Raw genomic sequence first — 18485 nt, 5'->3', positions numbered from 1 at the left:
TTGGCTGTTGAAAAACTTCTCATGCAAACTGAGCAAAAGGGCAGTGCCTCTGCTGTTGGCTGCCCTGATGGCCGCCTGTGCCAGCGGGCCGGCACCGGCTCCCAAGGCACCCGAGGCCAAGATCGAGATGGGCCTGGTCACCCAGAGTGCCTCCCAGTATCTGCAACAAGCCTCCGCCAGTGAGGGGGAGCTGCGTCAGCAGTGGCTGCTGCTGGCGGCCCGCGCCTACACCGAACAGGGCGATCTGACCTCTGCCGCCCAACTGCTCGGCTCCCTAGAGCAGAGCCTGTCGGCCTCGCCGAAGCTTCAGGCGGAATACCGACTGCTGATGGCCGAGCAGGCCTTGAGGGAGCAGAAGCGCAGCGAGGCCCTGGCCCTGCTGGACTGGCCTCTGGACTGGCCCTTGGACAGGCCCCAGTGGCAACACTTCTACCGGTTGAAGGGGGAGCTCTACCAACTCTCCGCCGCCCCTCTGCCCGCTTCCGCGGCCTTCTATACCCTGTCCAAATACCAGGGGACTGAACAACAGCAACAGAGCTACGAGGCCCTGTGGCGCAACCTGGGGCAGGTGGATGAACAGGCCCTGCTGGAGGCGGTCAGCCAAAGCCAGGATCCCCAATGGCGGGGCTGGCTTGAACTGGCCTGGCTGGCCAAGCACTTTGCCATCCAGCCCTCCACTCTGGTGGGTGAGCTGGCACGCTGGCAGCGCAATAACCCGTCACACCCCGCCGCCCGCAATCTGCCGTCGGACCTTCAGCGCGCCCTGACGGTGCAGCCCTACCGTCCCCAGTCGGTGGCGGTGCTGTTGCCTCTCTCCGGCCGGGTGGCCGCCCAGGCCAAGGCGATTCAGGATGGGCTGCTCTCCCGGGCCCTGGAGCAGGACAGTGGCCGTCAGATCCGTTTCTATGACACCGGCAGCCTGGATGCGGCCGAAGCCTATCAGGCCGCGGTGGCCGATGGCGCCGAGTTCATCATCGGCCCCCTGCTCAAGAGCAATGTGGACAAGGTGCTGGCCGTGGCCGACCCGCAGATGCCCATGCTGCTGCTGAATCAACCCGCCAGCCTGCCGCAGCCGGAAGAGCATCACTACTTCTTCGCCCTCTCCCCTGAAGAGGAGGCGATGCATGTGGCCGAGAAGCTCTACCAGGACGGCCGACAATATCCCCTGGTGCTGGCGCCCGCCTCCTCCCTGGGACGGCGCATGGCCCGGGAGTTTGAAGCCACCTGGCTGACACTGACCGAGGAGCCGGCGGAGGTGCACTACTTCGACCGCACCGACACCATGCAAGCCTCGGTACGCAGCGCCCTGCAGGTGGACGCCAGCCTGGATCGGATTAAGACGGTGAAGCAGGCGTTTGGCCGCACCACCAAGGCGGATTTCCGCTCCCGTGGTGACGTGGATGCCATCTTCATCATCGCCGACTCCGGAGAGATCAGGCTGCTCAAGCCCTTTATCGATGTAAACATTTCGGTGTTTGCCCAGCCGCCCCAGCTGTACACCAGCAGCCGGGCCAACGCCAAGGCGGACAACGGCCAGGAGCGGCGTGACCTGGACCGGCTCTACATCAGTGACATGCCCTGGCTGCTGGGGGAGACCCCGGTACGCAGCAAGGTCGGTGAGCTGTGGCCCGAGCGCAGCGACAGCCAGCTGCGCCTGTACGCCATGGGCCACGACAGCTGGGCACTGATCGATCGCCTGGCGCAGATGCGGGTGTTCTCCGGCTACCGCATTCAGGGGCTGTCCGGCCAGTTGGCTGTGGCCGAGGACGGGGTGCTGCGCCGGCAGTTAGGCTGGGCCCAGTATCGTCGCGGGCGGCTGCGCGCAGAACAATGAGTCGCAGCAAGGGTCAAATTGTCGAACAGCAGATTCAGGGGTGGCTGACCGAACAGGGGCTGACGCCCCTGGCCTGCAACGTCCATTGCCGGTTTGGCGAACTGGACCTGGTGATGACCCAGGCTAACGAGTTGGTGTTTGTTGAGGTAAAATACCGGCAAACACCAGGATACGGCGGCGCCCTCGCCGCCGTCACCCCAAGCAAACAGCAGAAACTGCGGCGCGCCGCTGCCTTCTATCTGCAGCAGCAGGGCTGGAGCGATCGCCCCTGCCGCTTTGATGTGGTCACCGTGGAGAACGGGCACATCGACTGGATTCAAAACGCATTTTAATGAGGTTCCAATGTTAGAGCGGATCAAAGAGAGTTTTACTGAGAGCATCCAGACCAAGATCGATGCCCTGGAGGCATTGCCCGAGAGTCTGGAGAAGGCCGCCTACATCATGGTTCAGTGCCTGCTCAACGGAAACAAGATCCTTACCTGCGGCAACGGCGGCAGCGCCGGCGATGCCCAGCACTTCTCCTCTGAGCTGCTGAACCGTTTCGAGACCGAGCGCCCCAGCCTGCCGGCCATCGCCCTGACCACGGACTCCTCCACCCTGACCTCCATCGCCAACGACTACAGCTACTCCGAGGTGTTCTCCAAGCAGGTGCGCGCCCTGGGCCAGCCCGGCGATGTGCTGCTGGCCATCTCCACCAGTGGCAACTCGGACAACGTCATCAAGGCGATGGAAGCGGCGGTCAACCGGGACATGACCATCGTCGCCCTCACCGGCAAGGATGGCGGTGCCATGGCCGGGCTGCTGTCCGACCGGGATGAGGAGATTCGCGTCCCCAGCAACCGCACCGCCCGCATTCAGGAGGTGCACCTGCTGGCCATTCACTGCCTGTGCGACGCCATCGATCGCACCCTGTTCCCTCAGCAGGAGGATTGATATGCGCTGGGCCGTAACCGCTCTTATTCTGCTTATCCTCAACGGCTGTGCCGGTGCGGTGATGCTCGGCACCGTCGGCGGTGCCATGATGGTCAACGACCGCCGCAGCGTCGGCAGCCAGATCGACGATCAGACCCTAGAGGTGCAGATTCGTCGTGCCATGGACGAAGATGAGGGGATCAAGAACCAGACCCACATCTCGGTGACCAGCATGAACCAGTCGGTGCTGCTGGTGGGCCAGGCCCCCAACACCATGCTGCGGGATCGTGCCGTGGCCAAGGCACGGGCCGTGACCGGAGTGCGCATGGTGCACAACCAGATCCGCATCGGCAATCCAGTGGGCTTCAGCACCATCAGCAACGACAGCTGGATCACCACCAAGGTGAAGAGCCGGATGCTGGCGGATGACAACTTCGACAGCACCCGGGTCAAGGTGATCACCGAGAACGCCGAGGTGTTCCTGCTGGGGCTGGTCACCCGGGAGGAAGCCGCCCAGGCGGTGGAAATCGCCCGCAACACCAGCGGCGTGCGCAAGGTGGTCAAGGTGTTCGAGATGCTCTGATCGCATCAGGCACAAAAAAGCCGGGCAACTGCCCGGCTTTTTTTATGGAACTCGACTCTTAGAGAACCGGGAAACCGACCGCCTGGTAGACCTGCTTCAAAGTCTTGGCGGCACGCTTGCGCGCCTCGGCGGCACCGTCGCGCATCACCTTTTCCAGGTACTCCTGGTCGTTGCGGATGGCGTTGTAACGCTCCTGCAGCGGCTCCAGCATGGCCACCACGGCGTCGGCGGTGGCCCCTTTCAGGTGGCCGTACATCTTGCCCTCGAACTCGGTCTCCAGCTCGTCGAAGCTCTTGCCGGACGCGCCGGAGAGGATGCTCAGCAGATTGGACACACCAGGCTTGTTCTCCACGTCGAAGCGCACCACTGGCGGCTCATCGGAGTCGGTCACCGCGCGCTTGATCTTCTTGGTCACCTTCTTGGGATCTTCCAGCAGACCGATGACGTTGGCGTTGTTGTCGTCGGACTTGGACATCTTCTTGGTGGGGTCCTGCAGGCTCATCACCCGGGCGCCCACGGGCGGGATGAAGGGCTCTGGTACGGTGAAGATGTCGCCGTGGACGTTGTTGAAGCGGGTGGCGATGTCCCGGGTCAGTTCCAGGTGCTGCTTCTGATCGCTGCCCACGGGGATCTCGTCGGCCTGATAGAGCAGGATGTCCGCCGCCATCAGAGCGGGATAGCTGAACAGGCCGACGTTGATGTTGCTGGCGTGCTTCTGGGACTTGTCCTTGAACTGGGTCATGCGGTTCAGCTCACCCATCTGGGTGTAGCAGTTCAGCACCCAGGCCAGCTGCGCGTGCTCGGGCACGTGAGACTGGACGAAGACGGTGCTCTTTTCCGGATCGATACCCACTGCCAGGTAGAGGGCCAGGGTGTCCAGACAGGCCTTACGCAGGGCTTCGGGATCCTGACGCACGGTGATGGCGTGCTGATCCACGATGCAGAACAGACAGTCATGGGTTTCCTGCAGCTTGACCCACTGGCGCAGGGCACCCATGTAGTTGCCGATGGTCAGTTCGCCGGAGGGCTGGGCGCCGCTCAATACTACAGGTTTACTCATGTTCTGTGGTCTCTTCTTGGTTCAGTGCCGGCAGGTGCGCCAGCAGGGTTTCAAATTGGTCCATGGCCAGGGTCGGGCCGCTGTCACGGATATCCTCGCCATAGTTGTAGCCGTAGCTCAGGCCAACACTGGCCATGCCGGCGGCCTGGGCAGCCTGGATGTCATTGCGGCTGTCCCCCACCATCAGCATCTGCTCCGGGGCCAGTTGCCACAGGCCCAGCACATGGTTCAGGGGCAGGGGCGACGGCTTCTTTTCCGCCAGGGAGTCACCACCAAAAATGTGGTCGAAGTAACCGTCAATCTCCAGGGCCTTGAGCAGCCCGGGAACAAACTCCATGGGCTTGTTGGTGATCACCGCCATTCGGTAACCGCGCCGGGCCAGACAGGCTAAGGTATCAGACACACCGGGGTAAAGGCGACTGCCTCCACTCAAATGTTGCCGATACTGATGCTGAAACGCGGCCAGGGCGTCGTCGGACTGAGCCTCGTCGGCGTCGATGCCCACCGAGGCCAGGGCCCGCTGCATCAGCACCCGGGCACCATTGCCAACCCAGTTGCGCACCTGACTTTCGTCACAGCCGGGGTGGCCCAGCTGCTTCAGGGCGCGATCACAGGCCACCGCCAGGTCCGGCACACTGTCCACCAGGGTACCGTCCAAGTCGAAGGCGATGGCGCGAATGGCGGAGAGGTCACTCATTAGCCGGCTACCTTAGCCAGCTCGGCGCGCATCTTGTCGATCTCCGCCTTGTAGTCTTCCTTGGCGAAGATGGCGGAACCGGCCACGAACATGTCGGCACCGGCCTCGGCGATCTCGGCGATGTTGTCCACCTTGACGCCACCGTCGATCTCCAGGCGGATATCGCGGCCGCTGGCCTCGATACGACGACGCACTTCGCGGATCTTATCCAGGGTGGCAGGGATGAAGGACTGGCCGCCAAAGCCCGGGTTGACGCTCATCAGCAGGATCACGTCCACCTTGTCCATCACATAGTCCAGGTAGTGCAGCGGCGTGGCCGGGTTGAACACCAGGCCAGCCTGGCAACCGTGGTCCTTGATCAGCTGCAGGGAGCGATCCACGTGCTCGGACGCTTCCGGGTGGAAGGTAATGATGGAGGCACCGGCCTTGGCAAAATCGGGGATAATACGATCCACCGGTTTGACCATCAGGTGCACATCAATGGGGGCCTGGATGCCATAGTCGCGCAGGGCCTGGCACACCATGGGGCCAATGGTCAGGTTGGGCACATAGTGGTTGTCCATCACGTCAAAATGAACCACGTCGGCGCCGGCGGCCAGGACGTTTTCCACCTCTTCACCCAGGCGGGCGAAATCGGCGGAGAGGATAGAGGGCGCAATCAGAAACTTGCTCATCACCATTCCTTATTCGGTATAGTCAGATAACTGGCGCATATTTTAGCCCCTATGGGGACGCGACCCAAGCGGCAAATACCTTGCCAAGTGCGCCAAAAGTGATTAGTTTCAAAAAGACCCCCAGGTCCGACTCCTTTTTACGTTTTTTATGGCAAAATCCGCCGGTTAATTAATAAGGGTCTGGACACATGAAAACTCTGTTCAAAACTTCCGCCATTGCCGCACTGGTTCTGGCTTCGACTTCCGTATCCGCCGTTGAGTTTGAAGGTGGCCATGAGGTGAGCTTCAACGCCAGCCTGGTGAGCAACTACATCTTCCGTGGCGTCACCCTGTCCGATGAAGATCCAGCGATCCAGGGCGGTGTGGACTATGCCCACAACAGCGGCCTCTACGCCGGCATCTGGGCCTCCAACTACGACAATGGCGGCGACTCCGAGATCGAGGTGGACTGGTACGCCGGTTACAGCTTCAACCTGAGTGACGACGTCAGCGTCGACATCGGCGGTATCCGTTACTACTACGCCGATGTGGGTGGCCACACCACCGAATGGCACGTGGGCCTGGATCTGTACGGCATCGGCACCGCCCTGCACTATGACCAGACTCTGGAGTCCTGGTACGGCGAAGCCAACTACGACATCAGCCTGACTGAGCCCCTGACCCTGAGCCTGCACGGTGGCTACGCCGAGCCTGACGAGGGTGACGGCGCCTACGACCTGATGGCCACCCTGAACTACAGCCTCAACGACAACGTCGATCTCTACGGTGGCATCGCCCACCACGAAGAGGAAGATGAGACCTACCTGGTGGGTGTGTCCGTCTACTTCTAACGGATGACGAGGATCACAGCCCCGCCCGTTGTTGCGGGGCTGTTCAATTTCTCGTCTCACTGTTATACTCAAGAAACTTGTGTGTTCCAGGAATACGTCATCATGCTGAAAAAAAGGAAAATTTGGCTGTTCGCGTTGGCCCTGTCCCTGCCTCTGGGCGGCACGGTTGCCTGGAATCTTCATCAGTGCGGCTTAGACTGCGACCACACAGAGATCGCCTCCATCAAATGGCGCACCTGGCTGGTGGGCAGCAGTGGCTCAAGCCAGTATCACTTTATCGATCTTCTGGAACTGCTGTATCGTGCCACCCACGATGACAAGCAGGAGGAACAAAACGCCTTCATGGATCAACAGTGAGCCCAATGAAGGTGGTCGCCAGTGTCCTGGCGGCCCTGTTCGGTGTCCAGAGTGAAGCCAACCGTCAACGTGACTTCAGTCACTCCTCTCCCCTGCCCTTTATTCTGACCGGTGTCGTGCTGGTGAGTCTGTTTGTGCTTGGACTGATCGCCCTGGTGAACTGGGTGCTGGCCTAGCGACTGGCGCCGTAGCCGGCAAAGATCTCATTGACCTTCTTACGACCATTGCCCTTCTGGCTGATGGTGCGCTTCACCATCAAAAACTCCTGACGGTCCGCATGATGGTAGATCTCACGGGCATCCACAGTGTCGTGATTGCTGATCAGCACGCTGGCGCCTTTGACGGCCGCCTCTCTGGCGCACTCCGCCAGGGCATGCTGGGCCTCCATATTGAAGCCACCACTGGCGTAGCTGGTGAAGCTGGCGGTGCTGGAGAGAGGCAGGTACGGAGGATCGCAGTAGACCGCGTCCCCGGTCTGAACCTGGGCAAAGGTGGTGTGGTAGTCCGCGCACAGGAAGGTGGCCCGCTGGGCCTTCTCGGCGAAGAACTCCATCTCCTTCTGGGGGAAATAGGGCCGCTTGTAGGAACCGAAAGGCACATTGAATCCGCCCTTCTTGTTGTAGCGACACAGGCCGTTGTAACCATGACGGTTCAGATAGAGAAACAGCACCGCCCGCTCAAACTGATCGTTGGTGTCGTTAAACCTCTGACGAACCTTGTAGTAGGCCTCTTTATCATTCCACTCGGGCACGAACATCTTCCTGGACTCACAGATGTAGTGGTCCGCATCATGCTTGAGGGTCTGATACAGGTTGATCAGATCCGGGTTGATGTCGCTGAGCAGGTAGGAGGGGTAGTCTGTGTTGATGAAGACCGAGCCGGCCCCCACAAAGGGCTCAACCAGTCTGTCGGCGTCCGGCAGACGGCGGGCGATCTCCTCGACCAGGGCAAACTTGCCCCCTGCCCATTTCAAAAAAGCCCTTGTTTTCTTTGTCATTGGCTCGCCGACCACCGTGGAAAAGATAGGATTCTACCGTCACTCCGATAAAAACGCAGCTAAATCGAGTTGCTCTACCAACTCCTTTTGCACGTCTTGCATCGGTTTGACATAGGGACTGTTGTTTCGAAGCGCTTCCGGCAGGGTGGACACCGCCGCCTGGGCCGCCGCCTTGGTCTCAAAACCGCCGTAGACCACCACATGCCAGGGACGGGGCTGGCGGTTGTTGACGTAGAGGGCCAGGCCCTGCTTCAGAGGCAGCTGCTTCAGATACTGAGCCGCCAGGTTGGGGTAGGAGTAGACCGCCAGCTGCAGGGTGTAACTGTCACCGGGGCGCGCCATCAGAGGCTGCTCTGACAGGGGCACTGGCTTGGCTTCAGGCACCGTTCGGGTTTTGCGCTCTGGCTGAGGCTCCGGGGCTTCTGCCTGAGGTTGCGCCGGCTCGGGCGCCGGAGTATCCGCCGCCTGTTTGGCCGCCAGCTGCTGTTCCAGATCCGCCAGTCCCTCCCGGGCAGACTGTAGCAGAGGATCCTCGGGTTTGGCCTCCGGCTTGGGCTGAGGGGTGTTGATCGCCTGCCACTCGCCGGCCAATCCCAACTCCTCGCCATTATCCTGCGGCGCATCAGCCTGGGCCTCAACCCTCTCCTGCGACTGTGCCGGTTCCGACTCTGTCAGCCCTGGGGCCACGTCCACCAGACGCACACTGTCGGAGCGCCCCTGGGAATCCTGCTGCGGCTCAGGGCCGAGGGGATCCACGGCGATCCACACCGCCAGGGCAGCCACCACACCCAGCAGGGCAAAAATCAACGCTCGGTGACGCAGCAGCCCGGCCCTGGCCGGCGTCTCCTCCCCCTTGCCCGTCACCAGATCCACCACCGCCTGAGCGGAGCCATCGGATCTCTGCAGCAAAGGTTCGATGCCCAGCTGATTGATAAAGCGGGACAGGGGACGATCGGCGGTCAAGGCCCGGTAGAGCTGTTTCTGTTCACTGAGGGAAAGGGGCTCGATGGTGACCGGCAGCAGATGCTGCTGACACTCGGTCGGCAGCTCCGCCAGCAGGTGTTGCACCAGCTTGGGCCGGGAGACCAGGATCAGGGTCAGTCGCCAGCTGCGCTCCCCCTGCTCCAGCAGCATCGCCAGCAGTTCCGCCAGGATCACCTGGGGCAGGCTATGGGCGTCATCGATCACCAGCAACAGCCGCTGCTCGCTCTCCTTCAGCAGACGCTCGAAGCTGTCGATCAACGGCTCATGGGGATCAAACAGGGGATCGGTGAACAACTGATGCAGAATGTCCACCCTAAGCTGAGCGGGGTCCGCCTGGGCGGGACAGAGCACCATCCCCTGATTGAAGCCTTCGCTGATGCCCAGCAACGCCTGAGCCAGGGTGCTCTTACCCACACCCGGCTTGCCATGAAGCAGGATGGCGTGATCACCATACTCAATCAGGTACTTCAGTCGCTCCAGCAGCACCTGTTGGCTGGGAAGCAGGGAGGGGGCGGTATCACTCATCGGCGGCGATAAGGGCGGCCAGTTCGTCCCGGGTCACGTCCGCCACCAGCTCCGCCTCGCCAATATGGCGGGGCAAAACGAATCTCAAGGTACCGGCCACCACCTTCTTGTCCTTCTGCATCGGGGCCAGGAAACGCTCCAGGGTCATCTCAGCAGGAGGGGCCACCGGCAAGCCATAGGCCTGATGGATGGCGACGATGCGGTCCAGCTCTTCGGCGCTCATCTGATGGCGGCGGTGGGCCAGCCTGGCCGCCATTACGGTGCCGGCGGCCACCGCCTCGCCGTGCAGCCAGACGCCATAGCCCTGATCCGCTTCGATGGCGTGACCAAAGGTGTGTCCCAGGTTGAGCAGGGCACGCACCCCGCGCTCGGTCTCATCCTCGGCTACCACCTCGGCTTTGACTTCACAGCAGCGAGCGATGATGCGGGCAATCTGAGCCGGCGCCAGGGCGCGCAAGGCGTCCACATTCTGCTCCAGCTCTTCGAAGAAGGGTTTATCCCAGATGATGCCGTACTTGATCACCTCCGCCATTCCGGCAGCAAACTCCCGCGCCGGCAAAGTGGCCAGGCACCGGGTATCGATGAATACCGCCTGGGGCTGGTGGAAGGCACCAATCATGTTCTTGGCAAGGGGGTGGTTGATGGCGGTTTTGCCACCGACCGAGGAATCCACCTGGGACAACAGGGTGGTGGGCACCTGCAGGAAGGGCACACCGCGCTGATAACAGGCGGCGGCAAAGCCCACCATATCGCCAATCACACCGCCCCCCAGGGCCACCAACAAGGTGTCCCGGCCAAAGTTGGCCTCAAGCAGACGGGTAAAGATGGCGTTCAGATGCTCCAGATTCTTGTGCTGCTCACCATCGGGCAGCACCAGAGACTCCACCTGGGCACCGGCCTGACCCAGGGTCTGGGTCAGGGCAGAAAGGTACAGGGGGCCCACCACATCGTTGCTGACCACCAGCAGGCGGCGGCCTTCGACGTAGGGCTGGAACAGGGCGGGCTGAGTCAGCACCCCCTCGGCGATCATAATGGGGTAGCTGCGCGCCCCCAGGTCAACCTGAATCTGTTCCATGCATCCCCCGAAATAAGCAAACCTTAGAAGCCGAGCTTCTCTACGATCTGGCTGGCCACCACCTTGGCACTCTGGTCATCGGTGCGGATAACGATGTCGGCAATCTCCTGATACAGGGGGTTGCGCTCTTCCGCCAGATCTTCCAGCACCTGACGTGGATCGTCCACCTGCAGCAGAGGACGGCGCTTATCACGCTGGGTACGGGCAACCTGCTTGTCGATGGTGGTCTCCAGATAGACCACAATACCACGGGCCGACAGACGGTTGCGGATTTCCTTACTGTTTACTGAGCCACCACCGGTCGCCAGGACGATGCCCTGCTTCTCGGTCAGCTCTTCGATTACGCGAGCTTCACGGACACGGAAGCCCTCTTCGCCTTCCACATCAAACACCCAGGCGATGTCGGCGCCACTGCGTGCCTCGATCTCCTGATCGGAGTCATAGAAGTCCAGATGCAGCATTCCGGCCAGGTGACGGCCAATAGTACTCTTGCCTGCACCCATGGGTCCCACAAGGAAAATGTTTCTTTTTTCAGCCATTTTCTACGTCTAAATACTCAAATCTTCAATTAGTCGACCATCAGCAGATGGCTTTAAAACACCACTGTGACATAAATTTGGTGGACGATTATCGCAAGGAAGGCCCGGTGAAGGCAATAGAGGTGCCCGCTATGGTGGTGGCTCAGGTTAAAAGCTCTCCACTACTATCCTCGGAGTGACGAAAATCAGCAGCTCTGACTTGATGGCGGTATTGCGGGTATTGCGGAACAACCAGCCCGCGTAGGGGATGTCTCCCAGCACAGGAACCTTGCTCACCGTCTTCAGCTCCTGTTGCTGAAAAATTCCCCCAAGCACCACGGTTTCGCCATTCTTGGCCAGCACCTGGGTGGAGATCCTCTGGGTGTTGATCCCCACTTCGCCGCTGGAGCTCTCCCGCCCCCGGGTATCCTGGGTGACCAGCAGGTCCAGCACCACCTTGTCGTCGGAAGTGATCCTGGGCGTTACCGTCAGGCTGAGCACCGCTTTCTTGAAGGCGATGGAGGTGGCGCCACTGGAGGTACTCTCCTCGTAAGGGATCTCCTCCCCCTGCTCGATGAAGGCGGTGTACTGATTGGAAGTGGTCAGCCGCGGGCTGGCGATGATCTCCCCCTTGTCCTCCGCCTCCAGGGCCGACAGCTCCAGATCCAGGATGAACTCATCCCCCAGGTTGGCCACCTGAAAGGCGAAGCTGGAGGCGTTGCTGCTCACCGCGGGCAGATTGATGTTGAGGCGATCGCCGATGGCCGGCATCACCCCCTGGCGAATGCTGTCGTTGCCTTCGATGGAGCCGGACACCGAACCGTCGCTCTGACCGGAGGAGACCCCCCAGCGGATCCCCAGTTCGCTGTCCACGTTGTCCCGGACATTGACCATCCGCGACTCGATCACCACCTGACGTACCGGCACATCCAGCACCTGAATCAGGGCTTCCACTTCGGCCAGGCGCCTGGGCGCATCCTGCAGCAGCAGGATGTTGGTGCGCTCATCCACGGTGGCGGAACCACGGTCACTGAGCAGGCGGTTGCTGCCCGACTCACCCCGAAGCAGGTTGGCAATGTCGTCGGCTTTGGCGTAGTTGATCTTGTAGTGACGGGAGATCAGCGGCGCCAGCTGCTGAGCCTCCTGCTGCAATTGCAGCTCCGCCTGCTTCTGAGCCGCCAGCTCCTCCCGCGGGGCCACCAGCAACACATTGCCCTCACGGCGGCTGGCCAGGCTCCGCACCTTGAGCACCAGGGCCAGGGCCTGATCCCAGGGCACAGAATCCAGCCTCAGGGTCAGATTGCCGTCCACCGAATCGCTGGTGACCAAGTTGAGCTGCTTATGCTCCGCCAGGATCTGCAGCACGCTGCGCACAGGCACATCCTGAAAATTGAGGGAGATGCGGTCCCCCCGGAATCCCTGAGGGGCCTTAACAGGGGTTTTCGGCGTCAGAGACAGCACCAGCTGATTGCCCCGGCGCTGCTCACTGCTGCTCAGGTCCCCATCCAGCTGCACCACCACCCGGGTCTGCATCGGCTCACTGAAGGTCTCGAAACTGCGCACCAGGGTACCCAGTTCCGACAGGTCCATCACCCGCTGCTCCCGGGGGGGGAGCTGGCTGTGAGGCAGGGTAATGGCAAGGCGACCGGGCTGCTGAGCCAGCTGCGCCTTGCCGGCAGGGCGATCCAGGCTGAAAACAAGGTCCCCGCCCTTTCCTCGGGGATGGAACCGGACCGATTCCACCCTGGCCAGGGGCAGTGCCTGCGCCGTCTCCTGCTTCAGGGCCGCGGCCACCATGGAGCGGTCGGCAAAGGTGATCAGGTAATCACTGCCCTGCCACTGGCCCCGATAGGGACCACTGCGGTCCAGCGCCAGGGTCACCATCACCCCCTCCCCCTCATTGCGGGCGGTCAGGGAGGTGACCTCAGGGGCCGCCACCGGAATCTGCTGGGAGGCCAGCTGGGTCCGGCTCTGGGGAAACCACAGGCTGAGGGTGGCCCCCTCATCAGACTGCACTATCTGAGGGGCCGGCCCCGGCTGGTCAAACACCAGATGCAGCGACAACCGGCTTCCCGGCAGGTCAGACACCCGCACCTCCAGCAACTCCGCCCCCTGCACAGGCAACACCAGCAGCCACAACCCCATCAGCCAGACACCCGCTCGACTCATAGACTCTCTCCCTCAGGCAGAGGCAGGCTCAGACTGGCCTGCCGCTCCACATAGCATCCCATTCCCTGCTCGACCCGCTCGGTCAGCTCGATGCTCTCCGAGCCAATGCGGTCCACCCGTCCCCCAAACAGTCCCAGCCGGTCTCCGACCCTGACCCTGTGAATCCGGCCATCACTGCTCTGAATCAGGGCCCAGCGCCGCTCATCCTCCATCAGGGTGCCGCGCATCGACAGCGAGTCCAGCGCCACCCTGGCCAGGGGAGGCACGGGACCGGGCACAGGTCCCAGGCAACCGGGGCGACCTGCTCTGGCTTCGGCACTGGTGCGGGCCGCATCCACGAAGGGGCTGGCCCTCTCCCCAGGCTCATAGCCGACCCGGTGAAAACTGGGCAGGGCCGGGGACTGCCCCCGATAGGGGGGCGGATTGGCCTGGACATGACTCACGTAGGCTTGCAGATCGGCCAGGTCGCCGCCGCAGCCCGCCAGCAGCCCCAGGCAAAGCAGCATCACACTCCTCATTGCCCCTCCCCGGAATCCGGCGCCAGCCTGTAGGTTCGCGCCACCAGTTCGATGGCCAGTTCGGACTCCCCGCGACTCAGAGAGAGATCCTGCAGGTTGACGATCCTCGGCAGGGCCGCCAGGCTGGCGGCAAATTCACCAAACTGGGGGTAGTGGCCAGACAGCTCCACCTTGAGCGGCAGGGTGACGTAAAGCTCGCCGGGCTGCTCTGGCAACCAGCCTATGCTGAGGATCCTCAGGTCGGTCTTGGTGGCCAGGTAGGTGATGTCATCCAACAGCCCGGGCATCTCATCCTCTTTGGGCAGCATCCCCAGCATCTCCTCCAGGGCCAGCTGAGTCTGCACCAGCTGCTGCTGATGCCGCTCCAGGTGGGCGGAGAACTGAAACTTGTCTCTGAAGACCTGTTTGAGCTGCTGCTCCTGCTGCTGCTCAGCCCGCAGCCGACTGAGATCCTCCCCCACCAGGAAGTGGCCCCCCAGGCCACCCACCACCAGGGCCAGAATCAGGGCCACCGCCCATTTCACCTGGCGCGGCCACTGACCTATTCCCTCAAGGTCCAGGTACCTCAGCTCCTCCAGGGTCATCCCGACACCTCCCGCTTCATCGCCAGGGTCAGCTCGAAGCTGTGGCGGCGCACCGCCTGCTGGTCCGCCGCCTGAACCCGCTGCACCCGGGGGCGAATCAGCCAGGGGGAGGCCTCCATTCTTCTCAGCAGCTCCGCCAGCTGATTGTTGGACTCGCAGTAGCCGGACAGGCTCAGCTGTCCCCCCTCCAGGCGCAGCCGGGTCAGCATCACCCCGGGCACCACCACCCGATGCAATTCATTGAGCAGATGAACCGGCAGGTTGCGCTCCTGCTGCAGTTGCACGATCAGTCCCATCCTCTGGTTCAGCTCTCTCTTGCGCTGCTCAATCTCACTCATCTGCCGGATTCGCGCTTCAACCCGGGCGATCTCCTGCTGCAGGTAATGGTTCCTGGCCAGTTGCGCCTCCACCTGCACCGTGACCAGCAGGTGAATCACAAACACCAGGGACGCCGCCCCGCCGGCCACCAGGGCCAAAACCATCAGGTAATGGCGTTTCTGGCGCTGGCGCAGGGTGTCCCGCCAGGGCAGCAGGTTGATGCGACTCATGGTGCCTCCCGCATCGCCAGCCCGGCCGCCAGCAGAAACTGAGCCGGCTGAGTCAGCTGCAGCCCTTCCTGGCATTTCACCCTGGCGCATTCACAGGGCAGCCCCAGGCGCTCCTGCAGCATGGGGGCCAGGGTGTCAGGCTGATGGCCGCAGAGCACCACTCGCGCCACCCGGCGTCCCTCTGCCCCCCCCAGATGAATCTGAATGCTGCGCTGCAGTTGCTGCGCCAATTGATCCACCCAGGGCGCCAGCTCCTCGGTGTCTCCCCTGGGCAGGGAGACCTCACGGACAAACCGGGTCTCCCCATCCTGATTGATCGCCAGCAGGCTTTTGCAGGCGCCCACCTCCACCAGGGCCAGATCACCCTTTTGATCACTCTCCAGCAGGGCCTGGGCCCGGCCCAGGGCATATCCCTCCACATCCACCACTTCGGTGGTCAGGCCCGCGGCCGCCAGGGCGTCCACCCGCGACTGAACATCCTCCCGGCGACAGGCGCTGAGCAGCACCTCCATCTGCCCTCCCCGGGTCCCGTTGGCCACGGGCTCAAAATCCAGATTGACCTCATCCAGGGGATAGGGGATCAGGCTATCCGCTTCAATCTCTATCTGGGTTTCCAGCTCTTCGTCAGAGAGGGTGGCATCCATGGTGATTACCTTGGTCATCACCGTGGTGCCACTGACGGCCGCCGCCGCCCGGTGCGCGCCCTTTGGCAACAGTGAACCGAGTTGAGTCATGGCGGCCAGAGGGGCATCCGCTGCCATAGGGATGGCGTGGGCCAGAGAGAGGCGATAGCCGCTGTCATCCTGCTGCAGCATCACCGCCTTAAGGTGTGTGGATCCTATGTCGACCCCCACCAGTGAGGGTGCCGACCGGGAAAACAGAGAAAACATCCGTGCTTATCCTGTTGCTGCGCAAATCCGTTTGCGTACTTTGAGCGTAGCACAGCGGCGAATTTTTGAGCTTGGGTGCGGATTTTCCCTCCTGTTGTTTTTTGAGCATCGGCTCCGAGCCGTTATACTGGTGGGCTTAAATTAACCCTGATGTAGGTGGCTGGTGAGCTGGTTAAAGCGTATTTTCTGGATTTTCCTGGTTTGTGGACTCTTGGGTGTGGCGGGGATCGCCGGACTCTACTTCTGGGTGGCGCCGACCCTGCCTGACGTCGCCAGCCTGAAAACGGTGCAGTTGCAAACCCCGATGCGCATCTACAGCGCCGACGGCAAGCTGATCTCTCAGTTTGGTGAAAAGCGCCGCATTCCAGTGCGCTATGAGGATGTCCCCGCCCAGCTGGTGGACGCCATCCTGGCCACCGAAGATGCCCGCTTCTTCGAGCACAAGGGAGTGGACCCCATCGGCGTGGTCCGCGCCGCCGTGGTGCTGATCACCACAGGGCGCAAGTCTCAGGGCGCCAGTACCATCACCATGCAGGTGGCCCGTAACTTCTTCCTGACCCGCGAGAAGACCTACATCCGCAAGGTGAAGGAGATCTTCCTGGCCCTGAAGATCGAGCAACTGCTGAGCAAAGAGCAGATTCTCGAGCTCTACCTCAACCGCAGCTTCCTGGGGAACCGCGCCTATGGGGTCGGTGCCGCCGCCCAGGTGTACTACGGCAAGGAAGTCAGTGAGCTGGACCTGGCCCAGATGGCAATGATCGCCGGCCTGCCCCAGGCTCCATCCGCCGCCAACCCCATCCGCAACCCTCAGCGGGCCATCAAACGCCGCAATGTGGTATTGGGCAGGATGCTGGAGGTGGGCTCCATCACCGAAGAGGAGTATGAACTGGCCCGCCTGGAGCCGGTTTCCGCCCGTTACCATGGTGCAGAGATCGAACTGAGCGCCCCCTATGTGGCCGAGATGGCGAGAGACTTTATGGTCCAGCGCTACGGCGAAGAGGAGGCCTACACCGGCGGCTACAAGGTGTACACCACCATCAGCGCCAAGGCCCAGGGCATGGCTCAGCAGTCCGTGCGGGATAACCTGTACGCCTACGACCGCCGTCACGGCTACCGGGGCCCCATCGCCTCCCTGTGGCAGATGCCCGAGGCCCCCGCAGACGACGAACCCACGGAGAGCGCACAAGCCCAGCCTCAGACCAAGGTGACTGAAGATCCCACCTGGACCCGGGAGCAGATCCTGGAGAAGCTGGCCAGCGTCACCCCGGTGGAAGATCTGCTGCCTGCGGTGGTCACCGGCGTCGAGGAGAAACAGGCCTGGGTGATGACCGGCGACGGACAGCACAGGCTGATCCCCTGGGAGGGGCTGAACTGGGCGCGTGAGTACATCAGCGATACCCGTCAGGGACCCGCCATCAAGGGCGCCGCCGAGGTGCTCAGCCGCGGCGATCTGATCTGGGTAAGAGAAGAGCCTGACCACCTGGCTCTGGCCCAGGTGCCGGAGGTGAGCAGCGCCCTGGTGGCGATGCACCCGGACACCGGCGCCATCCAGGCACTGGTGGGCGGCTATGATTTTCGCAACAACCAGTACAACAGGGTGACCCAGGCCAAGCGTCAGCTGGGCTCCAACATCAAGCCCTTTATCTACTCGGCGGCCCTGGAGAACGGCTACACCCTGGCCACCCTGGTGAACAACGCCCCCATCAACCAGTGGGACCGCAGTCAGGGCACCGCCTGGCGCCCGAAGAACTCCCCGGACGTCTACACCGGCCCGACCCGGGTCCGTAAGGGACTGGGTCAGTCGGTCAACGTGATGGCGGTACGCACCCTGCGCCATGTGGGCATCGACGGCGCCATCGACCAGTTGCAGAAATTCGGCTTCAGCCGCAACGACCTGCCCCGCAATGAATCCCTGGCCCTGGGCAGCGCCGTGGCCACCCCGCTGGAGGTGGTGCGAGGTTTTGCCACCTTCGCCAATGGCGGCTTCAAGGTGGACCCCTACATCATCGAGCGGGTGGACTCCGCCCTGGACCAGGTGCTCTATCAGTCCCAGCCCAGGATCGCCTGTGGTGACTGTCAGAAGGCCCTGGCGCAACAGACCGAGTTCGAGGAGAACAGCCTGGCGGCGATCTGCCCCATCCCCGAGGGACAACTGGCGCCGGCGATCCTCTCGCCCCAGGTGGCCTTCCTGATCAAGGACACCCTGCGCAGCGTAGTCTGGGGCGGCGGAGACTGGAGCAAAGGCACCGGCTGGAACGGCACCGCCTGGCGGGCATCTCAGCTGATCAAGCGCCGGGACATCGGCGGCAAGACCGGCACCACCAACGAATCCAGGGACACCTGGTTCTCAGGTTACGGCCCGGGCATCGTTGCCACCGCCTGGGTGGGCTTCGACGATCACAGCCGCGAGCTGGGTCGCACCGCCTGGGACAACTACGGTCCCCGGGGCCAGATCACCGGCGCCGAGTCCGGTGCCAAGACCGCCGGCCCCGCCTGGAACCAGTTTATGTATCACTACCTCGAGGGGGTCCCCGGCGAGAGCCGCACGCCGCCGGAAGGGGTGGTCACCGCCCGCATCGATCTGGACAGCGGCAAGCTGTCCCGCCGCAACGACCACAGCTCCATGTTCGAGTTCTTTATCGCCGGCACCGAGCCGACGGAGTACGCCGAGTCTCAGCAGAGCGAACAGCCGGTGTTTGAGCAGGAGACCGAGGAGTTGTTCTGATTCGG

General features: G+C 62.4%; 20 protein-coding genes. 8 read left to right on the top strand and 12 right to left on the bottom strand.

The features are described 5' to 3' along the window. The first annotated feature begins 7 nt into the window (after positions 1 to 7). Genes QUE41_RS01630 through dolP form a run of 4 tightly spaced genes read left to right on the top strand, consistent with a single transcriptional unit; the run spans position 8 to position 3329 of the window. A complete protein-coding gene (locus QUE41_RS01630; protein ID WP_286341237.1) occupies positions 8 to 1834 on the top strand; it encodes a penicillin-binding protein activator in 1827 nt (608 codons plus the stop codon). Then, positions 1831 to 2166, top strand: coding sequence for a YraN family protein (locus QUE41_RS01625; protein WP_286341236.1), 336 nt, complete (start codon positions 1831 to 1833; stop codon positions 2164 to 2166). The genes QUE41_RS01630 and QUE41_RS01625 overlap by 4 nt, the downstream gene beginning before the upstream one ends. Positions 2167 to 2176: 10 nt before the next feature. Further along, positions 2177 to 2767 carry a phosphoheptose isomerase gene (locus QUE41_RS01620; RefSeq protein WP_028109665.1) on the top strand — a complete coding sequence of 197 codons (591 nt, stop codon included), beginning with the start codon at positions 2177 to 2179 and terminating at the stop codon, positions 2765 to 2767. A gap of 1 nt (position 2768) precedes the next feature. Beyond that, positions 2769 to 3329: a division/outer membrane stress-associated lipid-binding lipoprotein gene (dolP, locus tag QUE41_RS01615; RefSeq protein WP_286341235.1), complete on the top strand. Its 561-nt coding sequence runs from the start codon at positions 2769 to 2771 to the stop codon at positions 3327 to 3329. A 58-nt stretch (positions 3330 to 3387) separates the two neighbouring features. Here dolP and trpS read toward each other — a convergent pair whose 3' ends face one another. From trpS to rpe, 3 genes are read right to left on the bottom strand one after another with little or no spacing between them, the layout of a single operon-like run. After that, positions 3388 to 4389, bottom strand: coding sequence for a tryptophan--tRNA ligase (gene trpS, locus QUE41_RS01610; RefSeq protein WP_286341234.1), 1002 nt, complete (start codon positions 4387 to 4389; stop codon positions 3388 to 3390). Beyond that, positions 4382 to 5086 (bottom strand): phosphoglycolate phosphatase, encoded by a 705-nt coding sequence (locus tag QUE41_RS01605; RefSeq protein ID WP_286341233.1) that lies wholly within the window; start codon positions 5084 to 5086, stop codon positions 4382 to 4384. Before QUE41_RS01605 ends, trpS begins: the two co-directional genes overlap by 8 nt. Further along, entirely contained in the window at positions 5086 to 5760 is a 675-nt protein-coding gene (gene rpe / locus QUE41_RS01600; RefSeq protein ID WP_286341232.1) for a ribulose-phosphate 3-epimerase, read from the bottom strand. The genes QUE41_RS01605 and rpe overlap by 1 nt, the downstream gene beginning before the upstream one ends. A 188-nt stretch (positions 5761 to 5948) precedes the next feature. Between rpe and QUE41_RS01595 the strand changes: the two genes are divergently transcribed. The 3 genes from QUE41_RS01595 to QUE41_RS01585 all read left to right on the top strand — a co-directional run bounded on the left by QUE41_RS01595 (position 5949) and on the right by QUE41_RS01585 (position 7123). After that, on the top strand, positions 5949 to 6590 hold the full coding sequence (locus QUE41_RS01595) for a TorF family putative porin (RefSeq protein WP_286341231.1): 642 nt from the start codon (positions 5949 to 5951) through the stop codon (positions 6588 to 6590). Positions 6591 to 6692: 102 nt separating this feature from the next. Next, positions 6693 to 6947, top strand: a complete 255-nt coding sequence (locus QUE41_RS01590) for a hypothetical protein (RefSeq protein WP_286341230.1) — start codon at positions 6693 to 6695, stop codon at positions 6945 to 6947. A 5-nt stretch (positions 6948 to 6952) separates the two neighbouring features. Continuing rightward, the gene (locus QUE41_RS01585; RefSeq protein ID WP_286342889.1) at positions 6953 to 7123 is read left to right on the top strand and encodes a DUF2970 domain-containing protein; all 171 of its coding nucleotides are present in this window, start codon (positions 6953 to 6955) and stop codon (positions 7121 to 7123) included. On the opposite strand, the gene QUE41_RS01580 is transcribed toward QUE41_RS01585, so the two are convergent. The 9 genes from QUE41_RS01580 to pilM form a co-directional block, all read right to left on the bottom strand. Further along, positions 7120 to 7944: a Dam family site-specific DNA-(adenine-N6)-methyltransferase gene (locus QUE41_RS01580; RefSeq protein ID WP_286341229.1), complete on the bottom strand. Its 825-nt coding sequence runs from the start codon at positions 7942 to 7944 to the stop codon at positions 7120 to 7122. The two genes, QUE41_RS01585 and QUE41_RS01580, sit on opposite strands and share 4 nt — an antisense overlap. A 39-nt stretch (positions 7945 to 7983) precedes the next feature. Further along, on the bottom strand, positions 7984 to 9453 hold the full coding sequence (locus tag QUE41_RS01575) for an AAA family ATPase (protein ID WP_286341228.1): 1470 nt from the start codon (positions 9451 to 9453) through the stop codon (positions 7984 to 7986). After that, the gene (aroB, locus tag QUE41_RS01570; protein ID WP_286341227.1) at positions 9446 to 10528 is read right to left on the bottom strand and encodes a 3-dehydroquinate synthase; all 1083 of its coding nucleotides are present in this window, start codon (positions 10526 to 10528) and stop codon (positions 9446 to 9448) included. Before aroB ends, QUE41_RS01575 begins: the two co-directional genes overlap by 8 nt. Before the next feature lie 23 nt (positions 10529 to 10551). Continuing rightward, a complete protein-coding gene (gene aroK, locus QUE41_RS01565; RefSeq protein WP_028109656.1) occupies positions 10552 to 11067 on the bottom strand; it encodes a shikimate kinase AroK in 516 nt (171 codons plus the stop codon). Positions 11068 to 11214: 147 nt separating this feature from the next. Beyond that, the gene (locus QUE41_RS01560) at positions 11215 to 13215 is read right to left on the bottom strand and encodes a type IV pilus secretin PilQ (protein ID WP_286341226.1); all 2001 of its coding nucleotides are present in this window, start codon (positions 13213 to 13215) and stop codon (positions 11215 to 11217) included. Next, positions 13212 to 13733, bottom strand: coding sequence for a pilus assembly protein PilP (locus tag QUE41_RS01555; protein ID WP_286341225.1), 522 nt, complete (start codon positions 13731 to 13733; stop codon positions 13212 to 13214). Before QUE41_RS01555 ends, QUE41_RS01560 begins: the two co-directional genes overlap by 4 nt. Continuing rightward, positions 13730 to 14317, bottom strand: coding sequence for a type IV pilus inner membrane component PilO (locus tag QUE41_RS01550; RefSeq protein WP_286341224.1), 588 nt, complete (start codon positions 14315 to 14317; stop codon positions 13730 to 13732). Before QUE41_RS01550 ends, QUE41_RS01555 begins: the two co-directional genes overlap by 4 nt. After that, positions 14314 to 14865, bottom strand: coding sequence for a PilN domain-containing protein (locus tag QUE41_RS01545; RefSeq protein ID WP_286341223.1), 552 nt, complete (start codon positions 14863 to 14865; stop codon positions 14314 to 14316). Before QUE41_RS01545 ends, QUE41_RS01550 begins: the two co-directional genes overlap by 4 nt. Next, positions 14862 to 15755: a type IV pilus biogenesis protein PilM gene (pilM, locus tag QUE41_RS01540; protein WP_286341222.1), complete on the bottom strand. Its 894-nt coding sequence runs from the start codon at positions 15753 to 15755 to the stop codon at positions 14862 to 14864. The genes QUE41_RS01545 and pilM overlap by 4 nt, the downstream gene beginning before the upstream one ends. Positions 15756 to 15918: 163 nt before the next feature. Here pilM and QUE41_RS01535 point away from each other — a divergent pair, with 163 nt between their 5' ends. Further along, positions 15919 to 18480: a penicillin-binding protein 1A gene (locus QUE41_RS01535; protein WP_502875926.1), complete on the top strand. Its 2562-nt coding sequence runs from the start codon at positions 15919 to 15921 to the stop codon at positions 18478 to 18480. The last annotated feature ends 5 nt before the right edge of the window (positions 18481 to 18485 follow it).

Source organism: Ferrimonas sp. YFM (assembly GCF_030296015.1).
Lineage (GTDB): Bacteria > Pseudomonadota > Gammaproteobacteria > Enterobacterales > Shewanellaceae > Ferrimonas.
This window is presented reverse-complemented; position numbering and strand designations above follow the sequence as displayed.